This is a genomic window from Rhodococcus sp. SJ-3 (assembly GCF_051918125.1).
Taxonomy (GTDB): Bacteria; Actinomycetota; Actinomycetes; order Mycobacteriales; family Mycobacteriaceae; genus Rhodococcus.
On sequence record NZ_CM123306.1, the window covers coordinates 2692142 to 2713126 of the forward strand.

Consider the following 20985-nt stretch of genomic DNA (forward strand, 5'->3'; position numbering starts at 1 on the left):
ACGGTGTACGGCGCCGACGACTAGGGTCGCTTCCAGTTGACTTGACCCGGACATGCTGGACGGGTTGAGATCGAACTCCGGTCGTCGGGGGACGAGGAGCTGTATGCACAAGAGGTTCATCGCTGCGCTTGCCGTGGCGTTGTTGCTACCACTGTCCGGTCCTGCGGTCGGGCACGCTCAGCCGTCGTCTCAGGCGGCGGTGATCGATCACACCGAGCACATCACCGACAGCCGCACGGCGCTGTTCGTCTTCTCGCCCTCGATGGGCCGGATCGTCCAGGTTCAGGTGCTGCATCCGGCGTGGGACGGGCCCCGCCCGACTCTGTATCTTCTCGACGGCGTCAGCGCAGGTGAAGAATCCGATTACCGCGAAAGCACCTGGACGCAGGAAACCGACATCGTCGATTTCGTTGCGGACAAGAATGTGAACGTGGTGCTGCCGGTGGGGGGTACGGGCAGTTACTACACCGATTGGAAGCAACCGGACCCGATTCTCGGGGTCAACCGGTGGGAAACTTTCCTCACCGAGGAACTCCCCCCGATCATCGATGCGCGATTCAACGGCAACGGAACCAACGCGGTTGCCGGGCTGTCGATGGGCGCGACTGCAGCGATGATGCTGATCACCCGCAATCCGGATTTGTACGAGGGAGTGGCGGCGTTGAGTGGCTGCCTCGACACCCAGCAGGACTCGACCCGAAACTCGGTGCGCGCCACGGTCGTCTACAAGGGTGGAAACCCTGACAACATGTGGGGTCCGCCGGACGACCCGGATTGGGCTGCGCACGACCCGTACGTGCACGCTGGACAGCTGCGCGGCAAAGAAGTGTTCATCAGCACCGGCAACGGACTGCTGGGTCCCCATGATTTCGCGGCCGCCGACGAGCCGATGTCGACCGGTGTCCCTCTCGAGATGGGGGCGTTCATCTGCACCCTCACCTTCGACCGCAGACTTCGCGAGCTGCACATTCCTGCGACCGTCGTGTATCGACCGTGGGGCACGCACTCGTGGGCGTATTGGGAAGAAGACATCAAGACGGCATGGCCCACCCTCGCGGATGCGCTCGGGCTCTGACGTCGAGGCGTCCGCGGGACGTCAATGGAGGCGTATGCGGTCGCGGGCCGGGGGGCGGCTCGGGGCAGGATCCGACAGGAACGTGGTAAGAGCAGTGAGTTCCTCGCCTGCCCCGACACGCGACCGGGCTTCGGTGAATACAGAGAATCCGTCGCTGCCACCGGCGAGATAGTCGTTGACTGCAACGGAATAGGTGGCTCCGAGGTCGAGAGGCGCACCCGAGACAGTGATGTCGCGGACTCGCTGTCCTGGGGCAGCCGACCTGTCGAGGGTGTAGCGCAGATTGTGCGACGGTGCCAGGATCCGCTCCAGGGCAGCGCCGGTGATGTCTGTCTGGAACTGCTGTTCGAGAACCGCGGTGAGCTGAGCGCCGGTCATCTCGAGAATCTGGAGGAAATTCCCGAACGGCTGAACTCCGTAGGCCTCGCCGTAGGTGACGGCGCCGTCGTCGTCGAAGTACAGGTCGCCGCGGAGTCCGCCAGGGTTGGTCAAGGCGATCTGCGCTCCGAGCGGCGCGGTCGCTGCGAGTTGGGCGTCTGCGACGAGGTTTCCGAGTGACGATTCACCGCTGGGCGATCGGTCGCGGGTGATGTCCGCTGCGATGTGCCCGACTTCCTGGGCGGCCGTGTCGGACGACCTGTCGGCCACCTTGGCAATGAAATCTTCGGTGCGCGGATCGGGCGTGATGTCGTGGGTGATCACCTGGTTGAACGCGACCGTCCGGTCGCGCACGACGTCGCGGGTCGCCCGGTCGATCATGATATCTGCGACAGAGAGGATCCGCCCTCGCGAGGCGCCCTGCAGCACTGTGCGTTGCTGTCCGGACGGATCGGGATAGCTGCAGTTGAACTGTCCCTCGCCGTCGGAGGTGACAATGAGATCGACATGCGACGAGACGGTGGTGGTGACCTCCTTGGCGCGTCCGTTGTCGAGGCTGCACGGATCGGCGTCGCTGCCTGCGGCGATATCGCCCTTGTACAACAGGATGATGGAACGGATCCCGAGTGCGTCGAGAGTGTCGGCAGTGCGGTTCACCGCCTCGATCTCGTCGCCGAAATGCAGATTCTCGATCGAATCGCTGCGAATGTATTCCGGAGTGTTGCGGGGTAGGACCCCGATCGCACCAACAGGAATTCCGTCTACATAGCTGACATCGAAGGGCAGTGCAGCCGGCGCGCCGTCGGCGGTCGTGACGTTGGCGCCGAGGAAGGGAAAGTTCGCGCCCTCGTAGGACTCGCTGAACCGGCAGCCGTCTTCGGGGTGACATCCGCCGTCGCGTAGTCGTTGCAACTCCGTGAACCCGTTGTCGAACTCGTGGTTGCCGAGCGCTGCGGCCGTGACATCGAGATCGTTGAGGAATTCGATTGTCGGTTCGTCGTGGAACATCGCCGATTCGATCGGCGACGAACCCCAGGAGTCGCCCACTGCATACAGCACCGAATCGTCGGCCTGTCCGCGGAGCTGGTCGACATATGAGGCGAGATAGGCGGCGCCGCCTGCGGGTACCGACTGGCCGTCCGAGCGAACCACTTCGCTCTGCGGGCCTTGCGGCGGCAGCAGGTTGCCGTGGAGGTCACCGAAGGTGATCAGACGCAGCGGAACCGCGTCGGGGGGTAGCGCTCCTGCATGCCCGATTGTGGCAGAGGCCACGGCGGAGAGTGCCGCGGCGATGGACAGGGCACGTCGCAGTGCAGCGCGTCCACCCATCCGTTCCTCCGTACTCGCCGGTCATTGCAACCGGTCGAGTCTGACAGCGGCGAATAACGCGTCCGATACCCAGCGGTAACGGTTGGGTCTCGCCAAGATCAGGCGACGCCCGCGATTTCCCGGCCCGCGCCGGTTGCATAGGCCACGAACAGGTCGTTCTCGTGTGGATCGCCGATCGAGATCCGGGCGCCTTCCCCTGCGAAGTTGCGCAGGATCACACCGGCCTCAGCGGCGGCAGCCGAGAACGTCGCCGATTTCTCGCCGAGCGGAAGCCATACGAAGTTCGCCTCGCTGGGCGGTACCACGTAGCCGGCCTCGATCAGGGCAGCGCGCACGCGTTCCCGTTCGGAGACGACACCGTCGGTGCGTGCGAGCAGTTCGCCCGCTGCCTCGAGCGATGCGATCGCGGCTTTCTGGGCGAGTGAGTTCACGGAGAAGGTTGTGTGGACCTTGCTCATCGCGACGATGATTTCCGGATCGGCGACGGCGTAGCCGACCCGGAGGCCGGCCAGGCCGTAGGCCTTCGAGAAGGTCCGCAACACCACCACGTTGCGGCGCCCCGCAGCGAGCGGGATTCCGTCCGGGAGATCCTCGCCGGGGGCGGCGCGCATGTACTCGAAATACGCCTCGTCGAGGGCCACGACGATGTGGGACGGGACGGCGTCGAGGAACTGTTCCAACTCGTCCTTCCCGAGGCACGAACCCGTCGGGTTGTTCGGATTGCACACGAAGATCAGCCGCGTGCGGTCGGTGATCGCCGCGAGCATGGCCTTCAGGTCGTGGCCGTGGTCGGGGGTGTTCGGTACCGGCACCGCCGTTGCGCCCGCGACGGCACAGACCACGGGGTAGGCCTCGAACGATCGCCACGAGTAGATGACTTCGTCACCGTCGTTGCAGGTGATCTGCACGAGCTCCTGGCACAGGCTCACCGATCCGCACCCCGCAGCGATACGGTCGGCGGGCAGGTCGAGACGTGCCGCGAGCGCCGCGATCAGCTCGGCGGAGCCATTGTCGGGATACCGGTTGACGGTGGCTGCTGCTTCCAGGATCGCGTCGCGAACACTGGGTAGCGGACCCAGGGTCGTCTCGTTGCTGGCGAGCTTCACCGCGTTCGGAACGGTGCGCCCGGGAACGTAGGCAGGGATCGATGCAAGGTCGGGGCGGGTACGCGGAGTCACCAGCCGATTATGCTCCCGAAGTTTGCGTGCGCGACTCGGATGGTCATGTCATCGTGGACACCATGCCGGAAATCAGCAAGGATGCTGCACCGTTGGCAGGGGACGCGGGGGAGTTGCCGCTCACCGTCGTTCGTCCGGACGTGACCCCCCGGGGCTGCATCGTGCTGCTGCATCGCGCGCGCGTGTTCTCGCCGGAACTTCTCGACTTCATGCAGGCTCTCGCCGACGAACGCTGGTTGATCGTGGCACCCGACCTTCACAGCCGGGGACCAGGCTCCGATGAGGCGGCTCTGTTCGCCGAGGCAGGCCGTGTCAACGCCGACGCCACGTTCGCATGGATCGCCGATGCCGGAATCCGGATGGACACGGTGGGCCTCCTCGGCTTCGACGAGGCGGGCACTGTGGCGACGTGGGTCGGAACCACGCGGCCTGTCGGTGCGGTCGTCAGTGTCGCCGCTCCGGGTATCGTCCGGTCGCTGCGCCCGGTCGTCCCCCCACTTGTCGATCTGGTGCGTTCGTTGCGTGCCCCGTGGCTCGGTCTGTACGGCACCGACGACCCGAACACTCCCGGCGGTGAGGTCGAGCAACTCAGTGAATCCGCGAGCAAATCGGATGCGCCGACGCTCGTGGTGAGCTACGAGGGTCTCGAGCACCGTCCCGACGAACCACCGGTCGTGCATTCCGGCGTCGATCCGGACGAGGATCCGCGCGAGGCCGCGATCGTCGACGCGAGGCGCAGAATCTTCGACTGGTTCGACAGCAACCTCCGCTGATCAGGCGTTTTGCTTTTCTGTGGAGTGGTTGTGTAATGTTTTGCCCCGGCGGTTCGAGAGAATCGAAACCCCGCAAGGAGGCGTGCCAGAGCGGCCGAATGGGACTCACTGCTAATGAGTTGTCCCCCTTACAGGGGACCGGAGGTTCAAATCCTCTCGCCTCCGCCACGATGGTGTAGCGTCACCGTCGATAGAAAAACTGAATACGCATGCGCCCGTAGCTCAACGGATAGAGCATCTGACTACGGATCAGAAGGTTAGGGGTTCGAATCCCTTCGGGCGCACACAGAAATCCCCACCAGCAGTAACGCTGGTGGGGATTTTCTTCGTCGGTGGGGGCTCGACACCTTCCCGCCGTGAATGGACCGCCCAGCGGGAGAACCCGTATCCGACCGATTGATGGGGTCTCTACCGTCGCGGCCATGACACAACCAGCAGATGTGGACGTCGTCGTGGTCGGCGCTGGTGTCGCCGGGATGTATGCGGTACACCGATTCAACCGCGACGGGCTCTCGGTCCGCGGTTTCGAGGCAGGGGACGACGTCGGTGGCACGTGGTTCTTCAACCGGTACCCGGGCGCGCGGTGCGACGTCGAGAGCGTCGACTACTCGTTCTCGTTCTCGGACGAACTGCAGCAGGACTGGGACTGGAGTGAGAAGTACGCGACCCAGCCCGAGATCCTGCGCTATCTGAACCACGTCGCCGACCGTTTCGATCTGCGTTCCGCGTTCACGTTCGGTACGCGTGTGGTGTCGGCCGTGTACGACGAGGACAGCGTCGTGTGGGAGGTGAGCACCGACAGCGGTGAGCGGGTGCGCGCCCGGTTCTGTGTCTTTGCGACAGGAAGCCTCTCGACTGCGAACACTCCAGCGATCCCCGGCAGTGACCGATTCGCGGGCTCTGTGTTCCACACTGCCGCCTGGCCGCACGAGGGTGTCGACTTCAGCGGCATGCGGGTGGGAGTGATCGGCACCGGTTCGTCGGGAATCCAGTCGGTTCCTGTGATCGCTGAGCACGCGGAACATCTGACCGTGTTCCAGCGCACCGCCAATTACTCGGTGCCCGCGGGCAATGCACCGTTGACCGATGAGCAGCGGCGTGAGCACAAGGCGGGGTACGCGGAGCGGCGCAGGTTGTCGCGGCTCAGCGGAGGCGGGTCCCCATTCCATCCGCACCCGAAGGGCGCACTCGAAGTCGGCGAGGAGGAACGTCGTGCCGCCTACGAGCAGCGCTGGAACATGGGTGGTGTCCTGTTCGCGAAGACCTTCCCCGACCAGACTTCGAACCTGGAAGCCAACGACACCGCCAGGGCGTTCGTCGAGGGGAAGATCCGCGCGATGGTCGACGACCCGGAGGTCGCCGATCGTCTGATCCCGAAGGATCATCCGATCGGTACCAAACGGATTGTCACCGATTCGGGCTACTACACGACTTTCAACCGCGACAACGTCTCTCTCGTGGATCTACGCAAGACGCCGATCACCGAGATCACGGGCACCGGGGTTCGTACCACCGAGACGCATCACGATCTGGATGCTCTCGTCTACGCGACCGGCTTCGACGCCCTCACCGGCACACTCGACCGGATCGATATCCGCGGGCGCGGCGACCGGAAGCTGCGCGAGCATTGGCAGGGCGGCCCACGGACCTATCTCGGGCTGGGCGTCGACGGTTTCCCCAACCTGTTCCTCGTCACCGGGCCGGGCAGCCCGAGTGTGCTTGCGAATATGATCCTCGGAGCCGAGGACCACATCGACTGGATCGCCGACGCCATAGCCCACGTCGACATCAACGGCCACCGTGGTCTGGAAGCGCGTGCCGATGCTGTCGACCGGTGGCAGGCCGAACTGGCCGAGCGCGCCGACCGGACGCTGTTCCCACGCGCGGACTCCTGGTACACGGGAGCGAACATTCCCGGCAAGCCCCGCGGTTTCATGTTGTTCATCGGTGGATTCGCTTCCTACCGGGAGATTTGTGCGCGCGTCGCAGAAACTGGGTACGACGGATTCGACCTTGTCGGGAGTCGGAACTTCGACATCGTTGCGGCGGTGACCGAATGACGGGGCGTCTGGACGGCGCCGTCGTTGCGGTGACGGGTGCAGCCGGCGGCATGGGGACGAGTCACTGCGTCCGGATGGCGCAGGAGGGCGCAGACATCGTGGCACTCGATCTTGCCGGCACCGACATCGATTCGGTCGCCGAGGCTGTTGTGCGCACCGGACAGCGATGCGTGACTGCCACTGTGGACGTGCGCGACCGGGCGGCGATGGCCGAGGCGATGGCGTCGGCGTCGGCGGCTCTCGGTCCGCTGACCGCCGTGGTTGCCAATGCCGGCGTCTACGACACGCCCGGTCCGGCGTGGACGATCGCCACCGATGACTGGCAGCGGGCACTCGATGTCAACCTCACCGGCGTGTGGAACACCGTGTCGGCCGCCGAGCCGCACCTGGCCGACGGAGGGGCGGTGGTGATCATCGCGTCCACTGCGGGTTCCAGAGCGATCGCGACGGCCGCGCCGTACAGTGCCGCCAAGCATGCCGTGATCGGACTTGCCCGCACCCTCGCGAACGAACTCGGTGGCCGGGGTATCCGGGTGAATACGGTGCAACCGGGGTCGGTACGCACGCCGATGATCATCGATCCGCGGGTGTTCGCGCGGCTGTGCCCGGACATCGCCGACCCGACGGAGACCGACGCCGCGGCAGTCCTCGCCGCACGGAACATCCTGCCCGTCCCGTGGGTGGATCCGGTGGACGTGAGCAACGCCGTGGTGTTCCTCGTGTCGGATGAATCCCGCTACATGACCGGCACGTGCCTCCCGGTCGATGCAGGTCTGACGGAGAAGGTGTGAACGTGACGAAACCGAGTGTGCAGAAACGTAATGCGGGCAGGGTGCAGGGTAGGGTCGCGCTCGTCACGGGCGCGGCCCGAGGAATCGGGCGGGCGCAAGCGGTGCGGTTCGCCGAGGAAGGCGCGGACGTGATCGCGCTGGACCTGTGCGGCGCAGTGGAGTCGGTCGTGACTCCGCCGGCGAGCGTGGACGACCTCTCCGAGACCGCCGAGATGGTTCGTGCCTGCGGCGCGAGAGTACGGACCGCGGTGGTGGACGTGCGAGATCGCGACGGTATGGCCGCTGCGGTCGACGAAGCGGTCTCCGAATGGGGCGGGCTCGACATCGTGTGCGCAACAGCGGGTATCACGTCGTCCGCGCCTGCCGTCGAGCTGTCCGAAGAGCAGTGGCGCACTATGCTCGACGTGAATCTGACCGGGGTGTGGATCACGTGCGCAGTGACCGCCGAGCACCTCATTGCGCGCGGCGGTGGGGCGATGGTGCTGACGAGCTCGATCGCGGGTCTTCGGGGTCTGGTGGGCGTCGCCCACTACACCGCAGCGAAGCACGGTGTGGTCGGTCTCATGCGATCGCTCGCAAAAGAACTTGCACCGCATGGAGTTCGGGTGAACACAGTGCACCCGACAAATGTCGACACCCTGATGATCCAGAATCCGGCTGTGCGGGCGAAGTTCTGCCCGGACACAACAGAGCCGAGCAGGAAAGAGTTCGCCGAGGCTGCACGCACCATGAACCTTCTCGACGTGCCGTGGATCGATCCGGTCGACGTGGCCAACGCTGCTCTGTTCCTCGCTTCGGATGAGGCCCGCTACATCACGGCGGTGGCGCTGCCCGTCGATGCCGGCAGCACTCAACGCTGAGCACATGACCTACATCGATGCCGGGCCGGTGGTCAGTGGTCTCCGGCGTCGACGCGGCTGAAGCGGACCGGTGGCGGATCGTGGCGCAGTGTCTCACCGATACGACCGGATTCGCAGGCGTCGTCGATCGCGCGCCGCAGCGACGGGCAGGTCGGGTTCCAGCCACCGGGCGTCTGCTCGTGGACGAGCTGAGGGCACACCGTGCGTGCGGGCCACTGCACGCTCGTATGGGCTGCACTGAACTTTTCGACGAACACGGTGGTGCCGCAGCCGCACGACACGGGTTCCATATGATCAGGTCGTTCCATCATGCCTGGTCACGGTACGGACAGAGTGGTTCGGTGTGACCCCCTTTCTCCCGCCCAGCGGACGTGTTCGCTCAGCGGTCGATGAGGTCCTCCGGTTCGCTCGGCGGTTGTTAGGCTCGGATGGATGTCGGATCACCCGGAATATGTCGAGCCTTCGTATCCGTCGCTACCTGCGACGAGCTGGGCTGTGCTCGGCATGCTCTCGTTCGGTGAGGAGCTGTCGGGCAACGATCTGAAGAAGTGGGCGGATTGGAGCATCGGCTTCTTCTATTGGAGCCCGTCGGTCAGTCAGGTGTACGGCGAGCTCAAGAAGCTGGAGAACATGGGGCTCGTGGAGTCGCGCGCGGTCGCGGAGGCAGGTGTGCGCGGACGCCGGGTGTACAGCGTCACGGCAGCGGGCAAAGACGCGGTCGGGGCATGGTCGCGTAGCGCCCCGGTGGAAATCCCGGTCCTCAAGCACGGCGTGATGCTCCGAATGTGGTTGGGTCACCTCAACGACCCCGAACATCTCAAAGAGCTTGTCCGAGCTCACATCGACAACATGGAAGAACTGCGCGATCGCGCAGCACTGCACGCCGAGCATTCGTCACGCGAGCCGGCGTGGGCATTTCCCCGCATGAGCTTGCAGTGGGCGGTCCGCTACTTCGATGCGGAGATCGAACTGTCGCGTACTCTTTTCGGTGAGATCGACCAGGCAGCAAGAGAGTTCGAGCAGGCCCGCCTCACCGGATCGGGCAGCATAGTGCCGCTCGACCCGGGATCGTGGCGCAGTGTCGAGGAGATCGTGATCGGACTTCAGCGCGGGAGCGAATGAGAAGGGGCCGGGGTGAGAAGCTTCCGGAATGCCGCCCAGACGGCGTCGGCGGCCGCGGTGCTTTCAGCGAGCGACGGAAACGACAGGAATCCGTGGAACAGTCCTGGAAAATCCAAGTGCCGCACCGGAACGGAATCCGAGCGTAGCCGCTGCGCGTAGGCGACCCCTTCGTCGTGCAACGGGTCGAGGCCCGCTGTGACCATCATGGCCTGGGGGAGGCCGGTGAGCGTATCTGCGCGCATCGGTGACACGTCCGCTGTGAGTGCGCCGCCTGGTGCGTATTGCTGCCAGTACCACTGCATTGCCGCGCGCGTGTTGTAGTAACCGTCGGCGTAGCGTCGATAGCTGTCGGTGCCGAAGTCGTCGTCGATCACCGGATACAGCAGTGCTTGTGCGCGCAGATGTGGCCCGCCGCGGTCTCGTGCTGCTAGGGCCACCACCGCGGCGAGGTTTCCGCCTGCGCTGTCGCCCGCGACTGCCAGCCGCGCCGGATCGGCGCCGAATTGTGGTGCACGGTCGTGGGCCCATTCGAGCGCGAGATACACATCTTCTGCGGCCGTAGGGGCGCGATGCTCCGGGGCGAGCCGATACTCGACCGAGACCACGACGGAGGCGGTGGCATTGCACATTGCCCGGCAGATCCCGTCGTGCGAGTCGAGATCGCAGAACACGAACCCGCCGCCGTGCGCGAATACGATCAGCGGGGCGGGTGCGGACGTGTCGGGCACGTAGACACGCACTCGTACTCCGGAGCCGATTCGGTGGTCCTCGATGCGGCCGACAGGCTGGGGCGACGGATTCGGTGCGCGGCGTGCGGCCACCGCTGCGCGGGCGGCCGGGCCGGTCATGGTGTGCACTGCGGGAAAATTCGCATTCAGTGTGTCGAGCATCGCGCGGACCGGCGGTGAGGGGGACGTGTGCGGGGCGTCGGTCATGCCGGCTCCATGACCCGGTGCGTACTCCACGCCCGGTTCCGGCCGAGGACGGGGGAGACACCGACGAGTTGGTCCTGGTAGTCGCGCCAGATTCGGGTGGCGGCGGCACGCACAGGGTTGGCGAGGCGATGATCGAACGGCATCGAACGTACCGGACCGCACACCGAGATGGCCGCAACAGGATCGTGTTCCGGTCCGATCGACGCTGCGACACAGCCGAATCCGCGCAGCGATTCTTCCTTCTCGAAGGCGAAGCCCGATTCTCGTACTCGTACGAGATCGGCGTCGTCGAGTGCGGTGGCGGCGAGCATCGCCTTGCCCGCCGCGGTGTGCCGTGCCGGCCGGCGGCCCCCGACCCTGGTGGGTACCGACCCGGCGAGGCGTCCACCGATCTTCTCGAGATAGACGATGTCGGTGTCGTCGAGTACGGCGAGATGGACGACGCAGCCGGTCATCCGATGCAGTTCGTGCAGGACGGGGACGGCTGCGCGGTGCACTCGGTCCTGGTCGAGCGCGATCGATCCGAGTTCGATCAGCCGCATGCCGAGTTCGTAGTCACGCCCGTCGCGTCGCAGCCAGCGCATTCTGACGAGTTGGTCGAGCATGCGGTGCGCCGACGAGCGCGGTAGCCCGGTGCGGCGGACGACGCCCGAGAGGGTCAACCGTCCGGGTCCGTCGAAGGCGTCGAGGACCGAGGACAGTCGGTCGAGGGTTGCTGTGGGCACGGGCGGGTGCGAGCTTTGAACGGTCACGGATGCTCCCTTGCGATCACCAAGCGAATGTGTAGCTTGACGTGGCAATTTCTAATCGAAATAGTGGCACATTCGTTGCGCGAAGGGAAGGGTATTCGTGAATTCGGTCACAAACATGCAGGCCCCGCGGTTCCGGTGGGAACCGCGGGGCCCGACGACACCTCCCGGTGCGGGATCCGCCTACATCGCCGCCAGCGGCTCGCTGCCCGACCAGTCGTGACCCCAATAGCTGTCGGCGGTGATCTCTTCCGAGCTGTAGTGCGCCTCGTCGACCTTCATCCCCTCGGTACCGAACTCGATGTCCCAGCCGCCGGGTGCGCGGGTGTAGAACGAGACCATCTTGTCGTTCGTGTGCCTGCCGAGAGTCGACGAAACGGAGAACCCGTCCTTCACGACACGGTCGAGCGCCTGGCCGACGGCGTCGAGTGAATCCACCTCCACCATCACGTGGATCAGACCCGGCGCGCCCCCGTGCGCGGCGGGGCACAACGCGAGACTGTGATGCCGCTCGTTGATGCCGAGGAACCGGATCCTCATCGGCCCGACCTCCGGCGGAGTGGGCAGACGGAAGGCGCCGCGGGGCAGGAAGCCGAGGGTCTCCGTGTAGAACTCGAATGACGCGTCCGGATCCGTGACCGGCAGTACCGCATGGCCGAGCCCTTGCGTTCCGGTGACGAAACGTGCGCCGAACGGTGTGACCACCGGCGAATGATCGAGAACAGCGCCATGGAACACCTCGAGGACCGCACCGCTCGGATCCTGGAACGTGATCACCTCCTCCACGCGCCGAGCGTCGGCCTCCTCGAGAGACAACCGCTTGACGGCGACACCGGCCAGTTCGAGTTTCTCGGTCACGCGTTGCAGCGCAGCATGATCACGTACCTCCCAGCCCACGGCGACAACCTCGTCCGTGTCACCGGGAACGACCACGATGCGTGCGGCGCGTTCGTCCATCCGCAGATACAGCGCGTCGGGGTCGGGTCCGGAACCGGGCGCGAACCCGAGGACGTCGAACGCGAACGTTCGCCAGCGGTCCATATCGTTCGTCTGGACCTTCACGTAGCCCAGAGCTTTCAAATCCGGCATCGAAAAATGCCCTTCCGATGAGATGAGTATGAGTGGGTCGGTCAGATCATTGCCCGCAGAGGACCTTGTGGTTCGACACCGAGGCGACTGAGCGACGACGCGTGGAAGACCGTGCTCGGCACGTGGATCGCGTGGTGCAGTCCGGCGTGCGCATCGCGCCAGAAACGCTGCAGGGGCTTGTCCATGCGCAGAGCGTTGCCGCCGCAGCGGGGGTAGATCTTGTCGATCGCGTTCACCGCACGCCACGCGGCCTGCACCTGGGTGCGCCGTCCCTCGGCGCGCTGCGCGAACGTCGGTGTCTTCCCGGAATCGACGAGGTCCCACATCCGGTCCACGTTCGCCAGCAGTGTGTCGCGGGCGGCCTGCAGGTCGGCGACGGCTTCGGCGATGGCGAACAGGGTGTAGGGGTCGTCCTTGATCGCGGTACCCTGCGCGTTGATCCGGTCGCCCTGATACACCTCGGCGTGATGGACCATCCCTTCGGCGATGCCGACGGTCGCGGAGGTGATGCCGAGGGGGAACATCGTCGACCACGGCATGAGATAGAGCGTCTCGGTGCGCCCGTATCGGCGTACCGCGGTTCCGTCGATCACCTCGTCGCAGTCCATGACCCGGTAGTCCGGAACGAATGCGTTCTCGACCACGACGTCCTTGGACCCCGTACCGCGCAGTCCCATGGTGTCCCACGAGTCCTCGATGATCGTGTAGTCGGTGCGCGGGATGATCACGTGGAGCATGCGCATCGGTTCTTCGGGCCTGCCGTCCGGTGTGCAGGCCAGAGCACCGAGGAACGCCCAGTCACAGTGGTCGGTGCCCGAGGAGAACTGCCAACGTCCGGAGAACGTGTAGCCGCCGTCGACCGGTACGCACAGTCCGCCCGGCATGTACGGCGACGCCATCCACGTGTTGTCGTCCTCGCCCCACACCTCTTCCTGTGCGCGCGGATCGGCGAATGCCAGCTGCCACGGATGGACGCCGACGATGCCGTGGATCCATCCGGCCGACGGATTCAGCGACGCCGTGCGCATCACCGTCTCGGCGAATTCACGAGGATGTGCCTCGTGGCCGCCGTACTGCTTCGGCTGAAGCATCTTGATCGAGCCGGCTTCCTTCATCCGCTTGGCCGTTTCGTCGGCGAGCTTCCCGATGCGCTCGGCTTCCTCACCTTCGGTGAACAATTCGTCGGCCATCGCATCGACGCGGCTCAGTACTTCGTAGGTCATCGGGTGTTCCTGTTCTTGCTGCGGGCGCCGGGTCAGGGCGCGGTGGAGTTGATGACGCGGCCGGCGGTGATGTTCTCGTCGACTTCCTGACGCCAGTTGGAGACCGCGCGGGTGGTGTCGATTTCGAACTCGAAGCGCGTCGTCATGTCGTCGGTGACGTCGGTGACGTCGACGTAGAACTGCTTGTACCAGCGACGGAGCTGATAGACCGGGCCGTCTTCCTCGGACAGCAGCGGATTGTCGATCGGGGCCTTGTTCTTCCAGATCTCGACGTCCTGTTCGAATCCGAGCTGTACACCGTCTGCGAACTGGGCGGCCATACCCGCGGCTGCGTCGTCGGACAATCCGGGCAGCTTCTTCACGATTGCGCCGTACTGCAGCACGAATTCGTCGTTGCTCACGGGATAGTGGCAGTTGATCAGCACGGTGTTGATGGTCATCCCGTTGGCCTGGGATTCGAGCCAGTCGATCATGTACGACGGCCCGAAGTAGGTGGCTTCGGACTGCAACTCGGCATTGGGATCGTCGTAGTTCGTGCCGACGATGACGTCCTCGCGTCCGGTCGAGCGCATGTACTGCGTGGCGGTGTGTCCCTCGAACACGTTCTTGAAATAGCGCGGGAACGAGTAGTGCACGTAGAAGAAGTGCGCCATATCGACGACGTTGTCGATGATCTCCCGGCAGTGGGAACCCTTGATACGGATGGTCTTCCACGACCAGTCCGTCCATTCATCGGTGCCGTAGCCCTCGATGTGCGGAATCGTCACGTCCGCCGGCGGCGGGTTTCCTTCGGGGTCGTTCCATATGAACAGCTGACCGTTGCGTTCGAGAGTGGTCCACGCTCTGGTGCGGGCCAAGGGCGGGACCCGGCGAGCGTAGGGAATGTCGCTGCATTTGCCTTTGCCGTTCCAACGCCAGTCGTGGAATGGGCATGCGATCGAGTCGCCCTTGATGGTGCCCTGTGCCAGGTTGCCGCCCATGTGCCGGCAGTATGCGTCGAGAACGTTGAGTTTCCCCTGGCTGTCGGCGAATACCACGACGCTGGTGCCGAAGATGTCGATCTGGTGGGGCTTGCCGTCGGCGAGGTCGCGAATCAGTCCGATGCAGTGCCATCCGCGTGCGAATCGCTCCGGGGGAGCGGCTGCTTCGATGACGCGGATTTCCTCATCATTCGAGGTGGGTGTGTCGGGTTGGCTGGAGAGTGCGGTCATGCAGGCCTCCGGGGTGGGCTGTGAATGTGATGCATTGCATGGTCCGGAGTGAGGAGAAGCGAAGGGAACCGTGGCTCCCGCTGGGCGGGCGGAAATTCACAGAAGGCATTTCGAATTAGGTTTCCCTAACCTATATTGGGCTGATGGGTGACTCCGTCTCGCTTGGCGAAATTCAGGAAACGCTGCTGATCCCGCTCTACGGACGGGCGCTCGATGCGCGTCGCCGTCACAGCGTGCTCGGCGACCGCAAGGCCACTGAGCTCGTCGACACCCTCGACTACGACTTCGCCAAGTTCCGCGGTCCGTCGCTGTCGGGATCGGTGCTGCGTGCGTCGATCTTCGACGGCTACGTGCGCAGCTTTCTCGCCGAACATCCCGATGGCACAGTCGTAGATCTCGGATGCGGGTTGTCGACAAGATTCGAACGACTCGACAACGGTCGCGTGAACTGGTTCGATCTCGACGTCCCCGACACCATGGAACTGCGCAGGCGTTTCTTCTCCGATTCGGACCGCTACACGACGACTGCGGGTTCGCTCTTCGACACCGACTGGTTCGAGCAGGTCAAGGAGCGTGGCGGGCCCGTCTTCCTGCTGAGCGAAGCGGTGCTCCTGTACTTTCCGGCGGATCAGGTGCATACGGTGCTCGAACGCATCGTGGAGGAATTCCCCGGGGCCGGTATCTCATTCGACACCGGTGGCCGGGCAATGATGAACAGCCAGGACCGCAATCCGGTCTTCAAAGCGGTGCCCGCCCGGATGGTGTGGACGTGCGATGAGCCGCACACGCTCGAACCCCTCGGATTGACGTTGCTCGAATCGAGGACGTTCGCGTCACCCCAATCCGAGGTGGGGCGGACGTGGCCGCTGCGGTACCGGTTGGGACTCAAAGTCTTGCGCTATCTGGTGCCGCCGCCGGTGACCACGTACAAGCTCAACCGTTTCGAGACGGCGCCGGCGAAGTAGGGGGACGGGCCAGTTCAGGTCAGCCGGTCGATGATCTTCTCCCGGAAGTCGGCGATGGGGGCCCGGTAACTTTCTGCGCTGCCCAGCAGATGGTTGTGGTCGCCGGAGTGCGTGCGCTCCCAGTTCGCCCACGGCGACACCATCACACCGGTGACGCCGATCTTCTCGGCCTGTTTGTACAGTTCGAGGGACGGGGTGTCGCGCAGTCCCATGATGATGTCGAACGGTTCGTGCTCGCGTCCGTACTCGCGTCTGAGATCGTTGATGCGCTGAATCCAATGCTCGGCGTCGTCGAGGGTGTAGGCGGTGCCGACCCAGCCGTCGCAATATCGTGCGGCCCGCCGCAGGGCTGCCTTCGATTCTCCGCCGCACAGGATCGGCACCGGTTCGGGCGGATGAGGCTCGATCATCATCTCGGGGATGTCGTAGTACTCACCCTTCCATGACACCCAGCCGCCCTTCCACAGTTCGCGCAGTGCCTGGATCATCTCGTTGAGCCGAGGGCCGCGGTTGTCGAAGTCCTGGCCGAGGAGCTCGAACTCTTCGCGCATCCATCCGGCGGACAGCCCGATCGACACGCGTCCGCCTGCGATCGTTGCTGCAGTGCCGACCTGCTTGGCGACCTCGATGATGGGGCGTGAGGGCGCGATGTAGACGTTGTTCCCGAAGTGCAGGTTCTCGGTGACTGCTGCCATAGCGCCGATCAGCACCCATGCATCCGGCCACTCGGTGTCGGCGGGCCAGAACATCTTGCCACTTTCGTGGCCGGGGTAGATCGTCGTCATTTCCTTGGGAAAGACGAGGTGGTCGGAGATCAGCATGCCGTGGAAACCCGCTTCGTCGAGCATTCGTGCGACCCCAGGCATCTCTGCGGTTTTCATGAACGCTGTGCCGCTCCAGAACTTCATGTGCTCGACTCCTGTGTGGGTGTGCCTGCCAGACGTAAGAGCTCCCGTGACGAGAGTCACTATAGGCGAATATCAGAATTCTGTTCTGGACCGTCGGGCATGCAAGGCTGCTGAAGCAATTACGTGAACGCCGGGTCTCACCTATTCTGACGGTTGAACCTGATGTGGGAATCATGGATTCCCTGTTGACGTTCGGGTACGCGCGCCAGTAATCTCCGTTCGATCCTGAAAAGTTAACGGCAATTCGCACCAAAAGGTTGCGGCGAGCGACCCTGCTGGGAGACAACATGGAACTTGCGTGGTCAGCGGCCGAAGCCGCATTCAGAGACGAGGTCCGCTCGTTTCTCGATGAGAAGCTGACACCCGAATTGCGTCGTGCCGGCACGCTTGCAACGAGCGTGTACTCCGATCACGAGGCCAGCATGGAGTGGCAGCGGATCCTGCACGAACGTGGCTGGGCCGCCCCCGCCTGGCCGGTCGAGTACGGAGGTTGCGATTGGACGCAGACACAGCACTACATCTTCGGCCGCGAGTCGGTCCTCGCCGGTGCTCCGACGCTGTCGCCGATGGGGATCAGAATGGTCTCGCACGCGATCATCGCTTACGGCACGCAGGAGCAGAAGGACTTCTTCCTCCCCGGAATCCTCACCGGTGAGGTCTTTTTCTGTCAGGGCTACTCCGAGCCGGAGTCCGGATCGGACCTGGCGTCGCTCACGATGGCAGCGGTCGACGACGGCGACGACCTCATCTTGACCGGCAGCAAGATCTGGACGACGCATGCTACCGAGGCGAACTGGATGTTCGCGCTCGTGCGCACGACGAAGTCCGAGAAGAAGCAGCACGGCATCACGTTCGTGCTGATCGACATGTCGGCGCCGGGCATCGAGATCCGTCCGCTGGTGATGACCTCCGGTGAAGAAGTGCAGAATCAGGTCTTCTTCGACGAGGTGCGGGTGCCGAAGAGCAACGTCCTCGGCAAGATCGACGAGGGATGGTCGGTCGCCAAGTATCTGCTCGTCTTCGAACGCGGTGGCGCAGCCGCAGCGCCCGCCCTGCAGGTGATGGCCGAGCGGATCGCGACGGCCGCAGCAGAGCAACCGGGCCCCTCCGGTGGCAAGCTCATCGACGATCCGTCGTTCTCCGCGGCGCTCGCGGACGCGCGCATCCGCACCGAGGTCCTCGAGATCCTCGAATATCGCACGCTGGCCGCATTGGCGGCGGGAAAGGATCCGGGACCCGCGTCGTCGATGCTCAAGGTGCTCGGCACCGAACTCAGCCAGACGCTTACACGGCTCACGCTCGAAGCAGCCGGTCCTCGCGGCCGCGTCTACCAGCCGCACGCGACGAAGCCTGGCGGCCCGGTCGCGGATTTCGTGCCGCCCAGCGGCGACTACCTCAGTGGCGACGAATGGCAAGCGGTCGCGCCGTTGCGCTACTTCAACGACCGCGCCGGATCGATCTACGCCGGTAGCAACGAAATTCAGCGAAACATTCTCGCCAAAGCAGCATTGGGGCTCTGATGGACTTCGGTTTGAGCAAGGAGCAGGAGCTCCTTCGTGATTCGGTCGCCAAATTCCTCGCGAGCCGGTACGACCTCGGCCGCAGCCGGAAGGCCGCGACCACGGGAGCGGGCTGGCAGCCCGAGGCGTGGCGCGCATTCGCCGACGAACTCGGCATCCTTGGTGCGACTCTTCCCGAAGACGTCGGTGGCATGGGTGGTGGCCCGGTCGAACTCATGGTGGTGGCGGAAGAACTAGGCCGGGCGCTCGTCATCGAGCCATATGTCGACACAGTGGTTCTCGGGGGCGGACTTCTCGGACGCGCAGGGGGCGACCGCGCGAAGTCCACCCTCGAACGGATCGCGGCAGGCGACGCCGTTACTGCGTTCGCAGCGACCGAGGAGACTTCCGGATACGTACTGCACGACGTCACCACGACAGCGCGGCGTGACGGCGACGAATGGGTGCTCGACGGCGCCAAGATCGTGGTGGGCAGCGCGCCGCTGGCCACCCACATACTCGTCACCGCGCGTACCGAGGGCGATCGATTCGATACCGACGGGATCTCACTGTTCCTGCTCGAGTTCGACGCCAGCGCTCCGCCCGCCGGTGTGGCGGTCCACTCGTATCGGACGATCGACGACCGCCGCGCAGCCGACCTCGAGTTCACCGGGCTGCGACTACCCGCCGATGCACTGTTAGGCGAGCAGGGCAAGGCCTGGAGTGCAATCTCCAGGACTGTGGACGAGGCGATCACGGCGGTCGCCTCGGAATCCGTCGGACTGATGCGCAAGGTGCTCGCCGACACCGTCGACTACTGCAAGCAGCGCCAGCAGTTCGGCCAGCCCATCGGCAGCTTCCAGGTCCTGCAGCATCGCATGGTCGATATGTACATGGAGCTCGAACAGGCCGTTTCTGCGGTGTACCTTGCGGTGTTGCACCTCGACTCCGACGACGTAGGCAGGGCTCGCGCAGTCTCGGCCGCGAAGGCGACAACCAGCCGTGCGGCACGGTTCATCGGCCAGAACGCAGTCCAATTGCACGGTGGGATGGGCATGACCGAGGAACTTGCCGTCGGCCACTACTTCAAGCGGCTGACGGCAATCGAGTACGAGTTCGGCAGCGCCGAACAGCACATCGCTCGATACGCAGAGCTGGTCAAGCCGTAACCTAAAGCCGTAACCACAGCGACGGCGGCCTACCGTGAGGGCGTCTCCCTATTCGAGGGAGCGCTGGACACGGTCGGCCGCCGTCGTCGCATCTTCGTGTTCCCATACCCGCACGACTGTCCACCCCGCCTCGGTCAGTCGTGCATCCGTGTCGCGGTCGCGTCGAACATTCGCCGCGAGTTTGGTGTCCCACCACTCGGCATTGTTCTTCGGGGCAGTCGCATGTAGAGGGCACCGATGCCAGAAGCACCCGTCCACGTAGACAGCAACGTGTCGCCGGGGGAAGACCAGGTCGGCGCGTCGTCGCATACCTGCTATCGGGGCGCGATCGACGAAGAACCGCAGCCCGCGTCGGTGTAGCTCCCGCCGGAGCGCAATCTCGGGTGCCGTGTCGCGGCGACGCTGCCTGCTCATTCGTGCGCGCGTGCGAGCATCGGTGGGCGGTCGGTCGGACGACGCCATACGAACCCCCCTGTGCTCGAATCCCTACGCTGCGACTGTCGGGAAGCCGCCCATACGGTCCAGATGATTCTCGACGTCGTCGAGGAAGCCCGGAGGAAAGCGCAGCTTGCCGGAGCGCGCGCGGCGCAGGAACCCGGCGGTGGCTCTTGCCGACAGCAACCGGGACTCGTCGAGGAACCCGCCGAGATCCTCGTACGGAGAGTGGACCGGCCACAGTGATTCGTGGACCCGGAAGGTCTTGCCCTGCATCCCCCAGGCTGCGCTCGGCCAGGCGTCGCCCGTTGCCAGAGGCGTTTCGTGGTCGGGGGAGTACTCGATCCGATGGCTGAGGCGGTGACCTACCCACGACGCCATCCGTACGCTCACCGCATTGCCGACGAGCCGCCACCGGTGTCCGGGCCGGACGCCGGCAGCCTGGACGGCCGGTGCTGTCCAATCGGGGTCGAAGCCCTGGAGTCGTTCGGCGTCGATCAGGCCGGGGGTCACTATCTCGCCCGACGGCAACCGCACCGCAGGCGGACTTGCGATACCCAGCGTCGAGCCGCCCTTGAGAGTGGGGACTGCATTGATCGCCCATCCGAGGCCGCGGACACCCTCTGTCCAATAGAACCCGCACGGATAGAGGTCGGGATTGCCTTCGATGGGCATGCCTGCGTCCTCGCCGAACAACACGGTCCGGGGATCCTCGGTACGGGAGGCGACCATCAGAACACGCTGCCTGCGCTGCGGTAGACCGAAAGCGCGAGCGTCGACGACGCGGTATGCCCACATGTACCCGAGCTCACCCAGCGCGTCGGTGATGTGCCGCATCGCAGCACCCCGGCCGAGCTGCAGCATGAACGGCACATTCTCGATGACCAGCCAGCGGGGACCGTTCTTCCTCTTCACAAGCCGGAAGACCTCATCGACGAGGCTGGACTTCGACCCCGTGATCCCCGCGGTCCGGCCGGCCTGAGAAAGGTCTTGGCATGGGAAACCTGCCGCGACCAGTTCCGTGTTCTGAGGAAGAGAGCGCAGGCGCGTCACATCGGGATGGAGGGGAATGTTCGGAAACCGCGTGCCGAGGACAGCTTGTGCTCCTGGGTCCACCTCGCACAGGAGCTCTGTATTCCAACCGTGCTCCGTCAGCCCCAGTTCGAGGCCGCCGATTCCGGCGAACAACCCGACCATGTTCCCCGTCGACGTCACGGCACCCTTCCTCGCTCGGCT

Annotated in this window: 20 protein-coding genes and 2 tRNA genes; 11 read left to right on the forward strand and 11 right to left on the reverse strand. The window is 64.8% G+C overall.

From position 1 onward, the window contains the following. The first annotated feature begins 103 nt into the window (after window positions 1-103). Window positions 104-1075: an alpha/beta hydrolase gene (locus ACTDXD_RS12375; RefSeq protein ID WP_440127292.1), complete on the forward strand. Its 972-nt coding sequence runs from the start codon at window positions 104-106 to the stop codon at window positions 1073-1075. A gap of 21 nt (window positions 1076-1096) precedes the next feature. Here ACTDXD_RS12375 and ACTDXD_RS12380 read toward each other — a convergent pair whose 3' ends face one another. Together ACTDXD_RS12380 and hisC are read right to left on the reverse strand one after the other, a co-directional pair. Next, window positions 1097-2782 carry a bifunctional metallophosphatase/5'-nucleotidase gene (locus tag ACTDXD_RS12380; RefSeq protein ID WP_440127293.1) on the reverse strand — a complete coding sequence of 562 codons (1686 nt, stop codon included), beginning with the start codon at window positions 2780-2782 and terminating at the stop codon, window positions 1097-1099. A 98-nt stretch (window positions 2783-2880) separates the two neighbouring features. After that, entirely contained in the window at window positions 2881-3960 is a 1080-nt protein-coding gene (gene hisC / locus ACTDXD_RS12385) for a histidinol-phosphate transaminase (protein WP_440127294.1), read from the reverse strand. Between the two features lie 62 nt (window positions 3961-4022). Between hisC and ACTDXD_RS12390 the strand changes: the two genes are divergently transcribed. The 6 genes from ACTDXD_RS12390 (at window position 4023) to ACTDXD_RS12415 (ending at window position 8444) form a co-directional block, all read left to right on the forward strand. Beyond that, window positions 4023-4733: a dienelactone hydrolase family protein gene (locus tag ACTDXD_RS12390; protein ID WP_440127295.1), complete on the forward strand. Its 711-nt coding sequence runs from the start codon at window positions 4023-4025 to the stop codon at window positions 4731-4733. A gap of 76 nt (window positions 4734-4809) precedes the next feature. Further along, window positions 4810-4901, forward strand: a tRNA-Ser gene (locus ACTDXD_RS12395). A 43-nt stretch (window positions 4902-4944) separates the two neighbouring features. Continuing rightward, window positions 4945-5017, forward strand: a tRNA-Arg gene (locus ACTDXD_RS12400). Between the two features lie 138 nt (window positions 5018-5155). After that, on the forward strand, window positions 5156-6793 hold the full coding sequence (locus ACTDXD_RS12405) for a flavin-containing monooxygenase (RefSeq protein WP_440127296.1): 1638 nt from the start codon (window positions 5156-5158) through the stop codon (window positions 6791-6793). Next, entirely contained in the window at window positions 6790-7584 is a 795-nt protein-coding gene (locus ACTDXD_RS12410; protein WP_440127297.1) for an SDR family oxidoreductase, read from the forward strand. The genes ACTDXD_RS12405 and ACTDXD_RS12410 overlap by 4 nt, the downstream gene beginning before the upstream one ends. 17 nt (window positions 7585-7601) lie before the next feature. Beyond that, the gene (locus ACTDXD_RS12415; RefSeq protein ID WP_440127631.1) at window positions 7602-8444 is read left to right on the forward strand and encodes a mycofactocin-coupled SDR family oxidoreductase; all 843 of its coding nucleotides are present in this window, start codon (window positions 7602-7604) and stop codon (window positions 8442-8444) included. A 32-nt stretch (window positions 8445-8476) separates the two neighbouring features. Here the strand turns inward: ACTDXD_RS12415 and ACTDXD_RS12420 are convergent, their stop codons facing one another. After that, the gene (locus tag ACTDXD_RS12420) at window positions 8477-8755 is read right to left on the reverse strand and encodes a hypothetical protein (protein WP_247273605.1); all 279 of its coding nucleotides are present in this window, start codon (window positions 8753-8755) and stop codon (window positions 8477-8479) included. A gap of 121 nt (window positions 8756-8876) precedes the next feature. On the opposite strand from ACTDXD_RS12420, the gene ACTDXD_RS12425 reads away from it, so the two are divergent. Next, window positions 8877-9566: a PadR family transcriptional regulator gene (locus ACTDXD_RS12425; RefSeq protein ID WP_440127298.1), complete on the forward strand. Its 690-nt coding sequence runs from the start codon at window positions 8877-8879 to the stop codon at window positions 9564-9566. Here ACTDXD_RS12425 and ACTDXD_RS12430 read toward each other — a convergent pair. The 5 genes from ACTDXD_RS12430 to ACTDXD_RS12450 form a co-directional block, all read right to left on the reverse strand. Then, window positions 9548-10501 (reverse strand): alpha/beta hydrolase, encoded by a 954-nt coding sequence (locus ACTDXD_RS12430; protein WP_440127299.1) that lies wholly within the window; start codon window positions 10499-10501, stop codon window positions 9548-9550. The genes ACTDXD_RS12425 and ACTDXD_RS12430 overlap by 19 nt on opposite strands. Beyond that, a complete protein-coding gene (locus ACTDXD_RS12435) occupies window positions 10498-11253 on the reverse strand; it encodes an IclR family transcriptional regulator (protein WP_440127300.1) in 756 nt (251 codons plus the stop codon). Before ACTDXD_RS12435 ends, ACTDXD_RS12430 begins: the two co-directional genes overlap by 4 nt. A gap of 180 nt (window positions 11254-11433) precedes the next feature. After that, window positions 11434-12339 (reverse strand): biphenyl-2,3-diol 1,2-dioxygenase, encoded by a 906-nt coding sequence (gene bphC, locus ACTDXD_RS12440; protein WP_440127301.1) that lies wholly within the window; start codon window positions 12337-12339, stop codon window positions 11434-11436. A gap of 41 nt (window positions 12340-12380) precedes the next feature. Further along, a complete protein-coding gene (locus ACTDXD_RS12445; protein ID WP_440127302.1) occupies window positions 12381-13562 on the reverse strand; it encodes an acyl-CoA dehydrogenase family protein in 1182 nt (393 codons plus the stop codon). A 32-nt stretch (window positions 13563-13594) separates the two neighbouring features. Continuing rightward, on the reverse strand, window positions 13595-14773 hold the full coding sequence (locus tag ACTDXD_RS12450; RefSeq protein WP_440127303.1) for a Rieske 2Fe-2S domain-containing protein: 1179 nt from the start codon (window positions 14771-14773) through the stop codon (window positions 13595-13597). Window positions 14774-14916: 143 nt separating this feature from the next. On the opposite strand from ACTDXD_RS12450, the gene ACTDXD_RS12455 reads away from it, so the two are divergent. After that, on the forward strand, window positions 14917-15738 hold the full coding sequence (locus ACTDXD_RS12455) for a class I SAM-dependent methyltransferase (protein ID WP_440127304.1): 822 nt from the start codon (window positions 14917-14919) through the stop codon (window positions 15736-15738). A gap of 14 nt (window positions 15739-15752) precedes the next feature. Here the strand turns inward: ACTDXD_RS12455 and ACTDXD_RS12460 are convergent, their stop codons facing one another. Next, on the reverse strand, window positions 15753-16646 hold the full coding sequence (locus tag ACTDXD_RS12460) for a TIGR03619 family F420-dependent LLM class oxidoreductase (protein WP_440127305.1): 894 nt from the start codon (window positions 16644-16646) through the stop codon (window positions 15753-15755). A 287-nt stretch (window positions 16647-16933) separates the two neighbouring features. Between ACTDXD_RS12460 and ACTDXD_RS12465 the strand changes: the two genes are divergently transcribed. Both ACTDXD_RS12465 and ACTDXD_RS12470 read left to right on the forward strand, forming a co-directional pair. After that, the gene (locus tag ACTDXD_RS12465) at window positions 16934-18166 is read left to right on the forward strand and encodes an acyl-CoA dehydrogenase family protein (protein ID WP_440127306.1); all 1233 of its coding nucleotides are present in this window, start codon (window positions 16934-16936) and stop codon (window positions 18164-18166) included. Further along, complete coding sequence (locus tag ACTDXD_RS12470; RefSeq protein ID WP_440127307.1) at window positions 18166-19314, forward strand: acyl-CoA dehydrogenase family protein; 1149 nt, start codon at window positions 18166-18168, stop codon at window positions 19312-19314. Before ACTDXD_RS12465 ends, ACTDXD_RS12470 begins: the two co-directional genes overlap by 1 nt. A 48-nt stretch (window positions 19315-19362) precedes the next feature. Here ACTDXD_RS12470 and ACTDXD_RS12475 read toward each other — a convergent pair whose 3' ends face one another. Both ACTDXD_RS12475 and ACTDXD_RS12480 read right to left on the reverse strand, forming a co-directional pair. Then, entirely contained in the window at window positions 19363-19776 is a 414-nt protein-coding gene (locus ACTDXD_RS12475; protein ID WP_440127308.1) for a very short patch repair endonuclease, read from the reverse strand. A 24-nt stretch (window positions 19777-19800) separates the two neighbouring features. Continuing rightward, window positions 19801-20946 (reverse strand): DNA cytosine methyltransferase, encoded by a 1146-nt coding sequence (locus tag ACTDXD_RS12480; RefSeq protein ID WP_440127632.1) that lies wholly within the window; start codon window positions 20944-20946, stop codon window positions 19801-19803. Window positions 20947-20985 lie beyond the last annotated feature (39 nt).